Below are 6,261 nucleotides of genomic sequence, written 5' to 3' on the forward strand. Positions count from 1 at the left end.
AGAAATGACAACTCATAACTCCTAACTCAGAACTTCCATGCCTCCTCGTTGGCCTCGCAAACCCGACCGTAATGACCCCGCCTATCGTCGCCTTGATGACCGGATGAATTTTGCTATGCACGTAGCGATTTTTGCCGCCTGTAATTCTGGCTTGTGGTTTTTTCACAATTTGCAGAATGCTACATGGCCTTGGGCTAAATGGGTGACAGGAATCTGGGCAACGGTCATATTGATTCACATGATTTATATCTTTGGAGTGGCAGATTACTCCACTCCTGTAGTCGAATCTGTAGCCGCAACTCCTCAAGGGTTCCAACCAAAACCCAAAGAGAAGACAAAAAAAACAACCAACAAAACTACCAAAAGATAGACCGTAGGTTCTGCTTTTCGTTGATGCAAACTGCGAGGGGATCGATTGCAATTAAAGCAAGTAGATTCCCATTCACAAAAAGAGAGTAGATGTTATGGCTAAAGCGAACACCAGCGAAGCAATTGAAGCACTCGCCGCTGAAATTGGCGAAAACATTTACATTGACATTGCTAAATGGCATCTCTATTTACGGGATGCTCATCTGCACACCGTCTTGGCAGAACAGCTGTATCCCATGCTGGTTAATGATTCCTTACAAGAAGACCGGGTGCTGCAAGTTCTGGAAAATATCCCCGTCAAGTTAGGCGGAGGAAAACGGGAAGTTCCTCTGATAGAGTTGCTGCCTATGCAGTGCCAAGTTAATTTGATGGATCTTTTAGAAGAGTATCAGCGCAACTTGTAAAAAGTTGTTAAATAAGAGCTTTTCCGTGGGCATCTGGGTGAGATAAATTGCGATCGCGCACGGGCGATCGCATAGTCTTCTCTTAGGGTAGGGCTACACTTGTTTATTGGTTCAAAAGCGCCATCAGTAAAGGGTTTCTTCAATACCGAGTTTTTAAGGATTTGCGACGATAAGCGTATTGACCATGAATATTGACAAGATAAGGCATTAGATAGGTAAGAGATCCGGCAATCCAGCGATCGCGAGTCATTTCTCCTCCGAAGAAGGCAAGACCGTGATTGATCAAAAATAAAACAGAGCCTACGAATAGAGCAGTCCGTAAGCCTGTCGGGATCAATTCTTTGTCAAATAGACTGGCTAGATATCCTTTGAAGGCCTTCATTGGTTGCCTTTGTTATTAAGCTAACGAGCCAAGTTTCAAGACTCATCTCGGCTTAATATTTAGATATCACACCTTCCTGCCAGACTTTGGTAGTGTTGCATACGGTTGAGTGAGTGCGTTTGCTTCAGGCCCCCTTGCCATCTTTATCTCACAAAGCGCTGGCGAATGCGGGAGACAAAAATATCCACTTCTGGCAAATTCAGCCGCGTGGCAAATAAGGCATAAACCCCTAAGCCGACTAGCCCAGATATACTTAGCTGCAACAACTGCAACAGCAAACTGTTGGTGCCTAAAAATTGCTGAAAACCCCGACTAACGCCCCAGGTGGCTAACCCAGCCAAAAAGCTAGCGCCAGTTAAACTGAGGATAGGTAAGCACCATTCCCGCCAAGGTAAACCGTGAAGCTTGCGATCTAAAAACCACACCAGCGCTATTGTTGAAGTAATATTCACCCCCACCGTTGCCAGAATCAAACCGGGTGCGCCGAAACGTTGGACAAGAATATAGTCGAGTATGGCATTCAGGAAGATATTCACGATACTGATGCGAAACGGTGTTTCGCCATCCCCCAAAGCATAAAAGACGCGCACCAGCACGTCACGCGCCAAGTAGACAAACATCCCAATGCTGTAAGCAATTAGCACTGAGGAAACTAGCTGGGATGCCCTCTGGTCGAAAGCATAACGCTCATAAACCACGCGCACAATTGGCACTGCCAGAGTTACCATTAAGGCACTCAAAGGCAGCATGGTAACGGCGGTGAGGAGTATTCCCTGACGAATTCGCGCCTTGAGTTCAGTCCAATTTTCCGGGGCAGCCAGCCGCGAAAATATGGGCAGTAGCGGCACTAAAATTACATTGGAAATAATTCCCAGCGGCGTTTGCACTAAAAGCCCTGCATAGGTCATGGCTGCTGCTGCTTGGGGAATATAAGAAGCGAAAAATAAATCGGTGTAGAGGTTAATTTGCAGCATTCCAGAGGAAAGGGTTGCTGGCCCCATCACCTTGAGGACATCCTTAACTCCAGGCTGGTGCCAGTTAAAGCGCAGGCGTAATGTGCCCAAACCAGCCCGCCATTGTGCCGACAGCTGGATTAGCCACTGTAAAATGGCACCAGCAAGAGTTCCCCCAGCTAAAACTAATCCTCCCAGCTTGGCGTATTGGGGGGCGTTAATTTGGTCGCCGAGTTGCAGCGCTAAGATGCCGAGTCCGCCAATGACTGTAATGCTGGAGAATAAGGGACTAACGGAGGGCAACCAGTACATATCAGCGGCGTTGAGGGTGCCAAAGCCAATGCCGATGAGTCCAGCAAGGATTGCCATCGGAGCCATGATCTGTAATTGATCGATGGCGATCGCTTTCACTTGTATCCCGTAGGCTGTCTCGCTTAAACCGGGTGCGACCAGGTTAATGAAGACTCCGGCAAATACAATTAAAACGATGGTGACGATGAAGAGTATCCCTCCCACCAGCGTTGTAATTGTTTCCACCAAAGGTGCGGCTTCCGATTTGTCGCGCTTGGCTAAGACGCTGACAATGGCACTATGAAAAGGGCCATTGATGCCGCCCAGTAAGATCAACAAAAAGCCAGGGATGACATAGGCGTAGTTGTAGGCATCGGCGGTGACACCCACACCAAAAGCAGCTGCGATCGCTTGCTGGCGCACTAACCCAAAAACTTTACTAATCAGTGTGGCAATTGCCACAATCCCAGCAATTCCAGCTAGGGAACGAGCGGTTTTTTGCTTTTCAGTCACAAATGCTTAAAGATACCTCAAGAGACTCATTTTATTTAAACGCAAAGAATGCAAACGTTAACGGTTTAGGTAGCAAAGGTTTGTCTGACTCTGCGATCGCCTAAGATTACCTTTGCGTTACTCTGCATTAAAAAACTACTATGGATTGGCTTTACCAATACCCAACTCTGTATCCGGGTGTTTTACTCAAACGTTATAAGCGGTTTTTTGCCGATATTGAGCTGGCGACCGGGGAAGTAATCACCGCCCACTGTCCTAATACTGGCCCAATGACGGCGGTTTCTACGCCTGGGAGTCCGGTGCAGGTGTCCTACAGTGACAATCCTAACCGCAAGTTGCCTTATACCTGGGAAATGATTCAGGTTTGCGATACTGAACCAGCCTGGGTAGGAGTGAATACAGCTTTGCCAAATCGGGTGATTAAGTTGGCGTTGGAGAAGTTCCTGTTTCCTTTAGGTAAGTACAGTCTAATTCGCTTTGAAGTACCTTATGGGAAAGAGAAAAGCCGGGTAGATTTTTTGCTGACTGGCGATGAGTCTGACAAACCGATTTATCTGGAAGTGAAAAGTACAACTTGGGCGCAAGGTAAACTGGTGCTATTTCCCGATACGGTCACGACGAGGGGACAAAAGCACCTTCGGGAACTAACGGCGCTAATTCCCCAGGCGCGGGCGGTGATGCTTTATTTTATTAATCGTGGCGACTGTAACCAGTTTGCGCCCGGAGACATTGCCGATCCTTTGTATGGGGAGTTGTTGCGCGATGCTTTTTCCTTAGGGGTGGAGGTGTTACCTTGCCGCTTTGAAATTAACCCAGAGGGAATTCGCTACTTGGGGTTAGCTGATTTTATCCCATCAATGCCGAACGCTGTCTAATTGTCGCTAAAAGAACATTACGAGGAGGAGTACCCTAGCTTAAGATAGGGAGGCGATCGCCCAAACGCAAAAATAAGCACGCGCGATCGCGCTCTATAGGTTTAGGGTAAATAATCAGTGGAGCTGAAAAACGTTATTATTGCTCACAAAGCGGGAGATCCCCTAAGCCGCAGTTGGGCAGAAAAATGCGCTAGGCAACTTGAAAAACGCAATTGCCATGTTTTAATGGGGCCAAGTGGGGCGAAGGATAATCCCTATCCGGTTTTTTTGGCTTCCGCAATGCACCGCATCGATCTGGCGTTGGTGCTGGGTGGTGACGGCACAGCATTGGCAGCAGTTCGGCATCTATCTCCAGAGAGAATCCCAATTTTAGCGGTGAATGTCGGGGGACATCTGGGATTTTTAACACAGCCATTTGAGGAATTTCAAGACACTGAGAGGGTTTGGGACAGGTTAGAGGAGGATCGCTATGCTATCGAACGCCGGATGATGTTGCAGGCGGCGTTATTTGAGGGCGATCGCACGAATATGGAACCTGTAAGCGATCGCTACCTCGCACTGAATGAAATGTGCATCAAACCCGCCTCCGCTGACCGCATGATTACCTCGATATTAGAAATGGAAATTGACGGCGAGGTGGTCGATCAATATCAAGGGGATGGGCTGATTGTCGCCACGCCCACTGGTTCCACCTGCTACACTGTCTCTGCCAACGGCCCCATCGTCCATTCTGGCATGGAAGCTATTACCGTCACCCCAATCTGCCCTTTGAGTCTCTCCAGTCGCCCAATTGTCATCCCCTCCGGTTCTGTAGTGAGCGTCTGGCCTTTAGCTGACTACGAATTAAACACTAAACTATGGATGGATGGGGTGATGGCAACTGCAATTTGGCCCGGACAGCGGGTAGACATCCGCATGGCAAATTGTCTGGCTAAGTTTATTATTTTGCGCGAAAACTATTCCTATTACCAAACGTTACGAGAAAAACTCCAGTGGGCAGGAGCTAGGATTCGGTATAGTAACAATCACCGCAATTAAATTATTGTGGCGTTTGTAAAAGCAGAAATAGGAATAGTGAATCGCTTTCACTCCATACAAACTGCATCAGCTTCTACCTCAATTAACATTGCCGGCTCAAGGAGGGATTTTACTTCTATCATCGTTGAAGCTGGAGGATTTTCTCCAAAAAATTCTTTGTGCGCCTCACCAAATTCTGTCCAGCGAGAAATGTCTGTGACATACATCCGAGTTCGGACAACACAGCTACAATCAGTACCCAGCTCCTGCAAGGCTTTTTGGATTATTTCAAAGCAGCGCTTTGCTTGAGCATAGGCATTTTCTGGAGCAAACACTGCACCCATCTCATCGACGGGCGCAGTGCCAGAAACATAAATGATATTTCCTACTTTTACAGCGCGACAGTAGCCGACTTGGGACTCCCAAGAAGCTCCAGAAAACACCCGATGGACTTGCATACTCAGGCACTCCTAACGCTGATTAGCCAATTTTACCTGTAATAACGTTGCTCAATCCACGAACGCACCTCAGCTTCTGAGCCAAGATAGCTAGGGAGCATCCCGGTTTTGCGCTTTTGAGCATCAAACGGATATTGATCCGTTAAGGTAGGCGCACCGAAGCTTAAGCATTTGATTAACATTTTTCATCAACCACTGCGCTCCTGAAATTTTCAACCTTCTATCAATTTGTTTTACTGCCGACTCTACAGCTCCCGAACCGATTGAGCAAACCTTTTGTGTTGACAATTGCTCGTAGTTAACAATCCGGGAGCGATGCTTCTCCAAATAAGCGCAGAACTTTTGCGCTTGTTTTTGACGGCAAGACTTAAATAAATTGATGGTTTCCTCGACTCGTCCTTGCCATAGAAATTCCTTACCCTGCGCCAGACGCTTCAACGACCCACCGACCTTACATAGATTTTCAACTAAGTGATACCAATCTAAAATTTCCCGCCGCGCCCCGTTAGGATTCAACTGGACAATAATATTCCAAATGCCATCATGACCATCTCCCAAACAGGTTAGTAGCTCTGATAAAGGCTGGCTGTTCACATAATTAATTAACGCTTGATTGTCAAGAAAAAATGCCCCGTAATAACTGCCGTGCAGTCGCACAGCCTTGTAGTCAAGCCAGTGACTGCCCTCTCCCTCTTCTTTTGTGAGACGGACTTTCCCCCCATCCACACTGGTTTCCTTTACCTCGGAAGCAGCTACTATGGACGCCCATTCTTGCTTTTCCACTAATCGGTGTAAACAAGTGTGACCTATATGCACGCCCGTCTGGGCTTCAATTTCACAGGCTGCTTTCTCATAAGAGAGATTAGCCACCTGACGGAGGCAGCACTTTTCAAATAATGGAGCTAAACGAGTTGATTTTTTGACTCCCAATTTTTCGGCTTGTTTTTCAGTAATTATTAGCTTACCAATGCAACTTTTTACTGTGCGAGACCGTCCTTG

8 protein-coding genes are annotated in these 6,261 nt (G+C 47.2%); 4 read left to right on the forward strand and 4 right to left on the reverse strand.

Features of this window, described 5'->3' with window-relative positions:
- The first annotated feature begins 37 nt into the window (after positions 1 to 37).
- Both H6F63_RS24245 and H6F63_RS24250 read left to right on the forward strand, forming a co-directional pair.
- The gene (locus tag H6F63_RS24245) at positions 38 to 370 is read left to right on the forward strand and encodes a 2TM domain-containing protein (protein ID WP_190639907.1); all 333 of its coding nucleotides are present in this window, start codon (positions 38 to 40) and stop codon (positions 368 to 370) included.
- Between the two features lie 94 nt (positions 371 to 464).
- The gene (locus tag H6F63_RS24250; RefSeq protein WP_190639908.1) at positions 465 to 773 is read left to right on the forward strand and encodes a DUF3181 family protein; all 309 of its coding nucleotides are present in this window, start codon (positions 465 to 467) and stop codon (positions 771 to 773) included.
- Between the two features lie 139 nt (positions 774 to 912).
- Here the strand turns inward: H6F63_RS24250 and nrtS are convergent, their stop codons facing one another.
- Positions 913 to 1,155: a nitrate/nitrite transporter NrtS gene (nrtS, locus tag H6F63_RS24255; RefSeq protein WP_190639909.1), complete on the reverse strand. Its 243-nt coding sequence runs from the start codon at positions 1,153 to 1,155 to the stop codon at positions 913 to 915.
- Between the two features lie 143 nt (positions 1,156 to 1,298).
- Positions 1,299 to 2,912 (reverse strand): murein biosynthesis integral membrane protein MurJ, encoded by a 1,614-nt coding sequence (gene murJ, locus H6F63_RS24260; RefSeq protein WP_190639910.1) that lies wholly within the window; start codon positions 2,910 to 2,912, stop codon positions 1,299 to 1,301.
- Between the two features lie 140 nt (positions 2,913 to 3,052).
- Here murJ and sfsA point away from each other — a divergent pair, with 140 nt between their 5' ends.
- The gene (sfsA, locus tag H6F63_RS24265) at positions 3,053 to 3,787 is read left to right on the forward strand and encodes a DNA/RNA nuclease SfsA (protein ID WP_190639911.1); all 735 of its coding nucleotides are present in this window, start codon (positions 3,053 to 3,055) and stop codon (positions 3,785 to 3,787) included.
- Between the two features lie 117 nt (positions 3,788 to 3,904).
- On the forward strand, positions 3,905 to 4,825 hold the full coding sequence (locus tag H6F63_RS24270; RefSeq protein ID WP_190639912.1) for an NAD(+) kinase: 921 nt from the start codon (positions 3,905 to 3,907) through the stop codon (positions 4,823 to 4,825).
- Positions 4,826 to 4,872: 47 nt separating this feature from the next.
- Here H6F63_RS24270 and H6F63_RS24275 read toward each other — a convergent pair whose 3' ends face one another.
- Positions 4,873 to 5,262, reverse strand: coding sequence for a RidA family protein (locus tag H6F63_RS24275; RefSeq protein WP_190639913.1), 390 nt, complete (start codon positions 5,260 to 5,262; stop codon positions 4,873 to 4,875).
- A gap of 123 nt (positions 5,263 to 5,385) precedes the next feature.
- Positions 5,386 to 6,261 (reverse strand): ISKra4 family transposase (locus H6F63_RS24280; protein ID WP_190639914.1); only part of this gene is annotated, 876 nt, incomplete at its 5' end.

Origin of the sequence: Trichocoleus sp. FACHB-40 (genome assembly GCF_014695915.1) — a bacterium.
Classification (GTDB): Bacteria; Cyanobacteriota; Cyanobacteriia; order Cyanobacteriales; family FACHB-T130; genus Funiculus; species Funiculus sociatus.

Bases quoted from the DNA above. Each gene is read 5' to 3' on its own strand.
- sfsA (WP_190639911.1), top strand. From the start codon at position 3,053: ATGGATTGGCTTTACCAATACCCAACTCTGTATCCGGGTGTTTTACTC.
- nrtS (WP_190639909.1), bottom strand. From the start codon at position 1,155: ATGAAGGCCTTCAAAGGATATCTAGCCAGTCTATTTGACAAAGAATTG.
- H6F63_RS24250 (WP_190639908.1), top strand. From the start codon at position 465: ATGGCTAAAGCGAACACCAGCGAAGCAATTGAAGCACTCGCCGCTGAA.
- H6F63_RS24275 (WP_190639913.1), bottom strand. From the start codon at position 5,262: ATGCAAGTCCATCGGGTGTTTTCTGGAGCTTCTTGGGAGTCCCAAGTC.
- H6F63_RS24245 (WP_190639907.1), top strand. From the start codon at position 38: ATGCCTCCTCGTTGGCCTCGCAAACCCGACCGTAATGACCCCGCCTAT.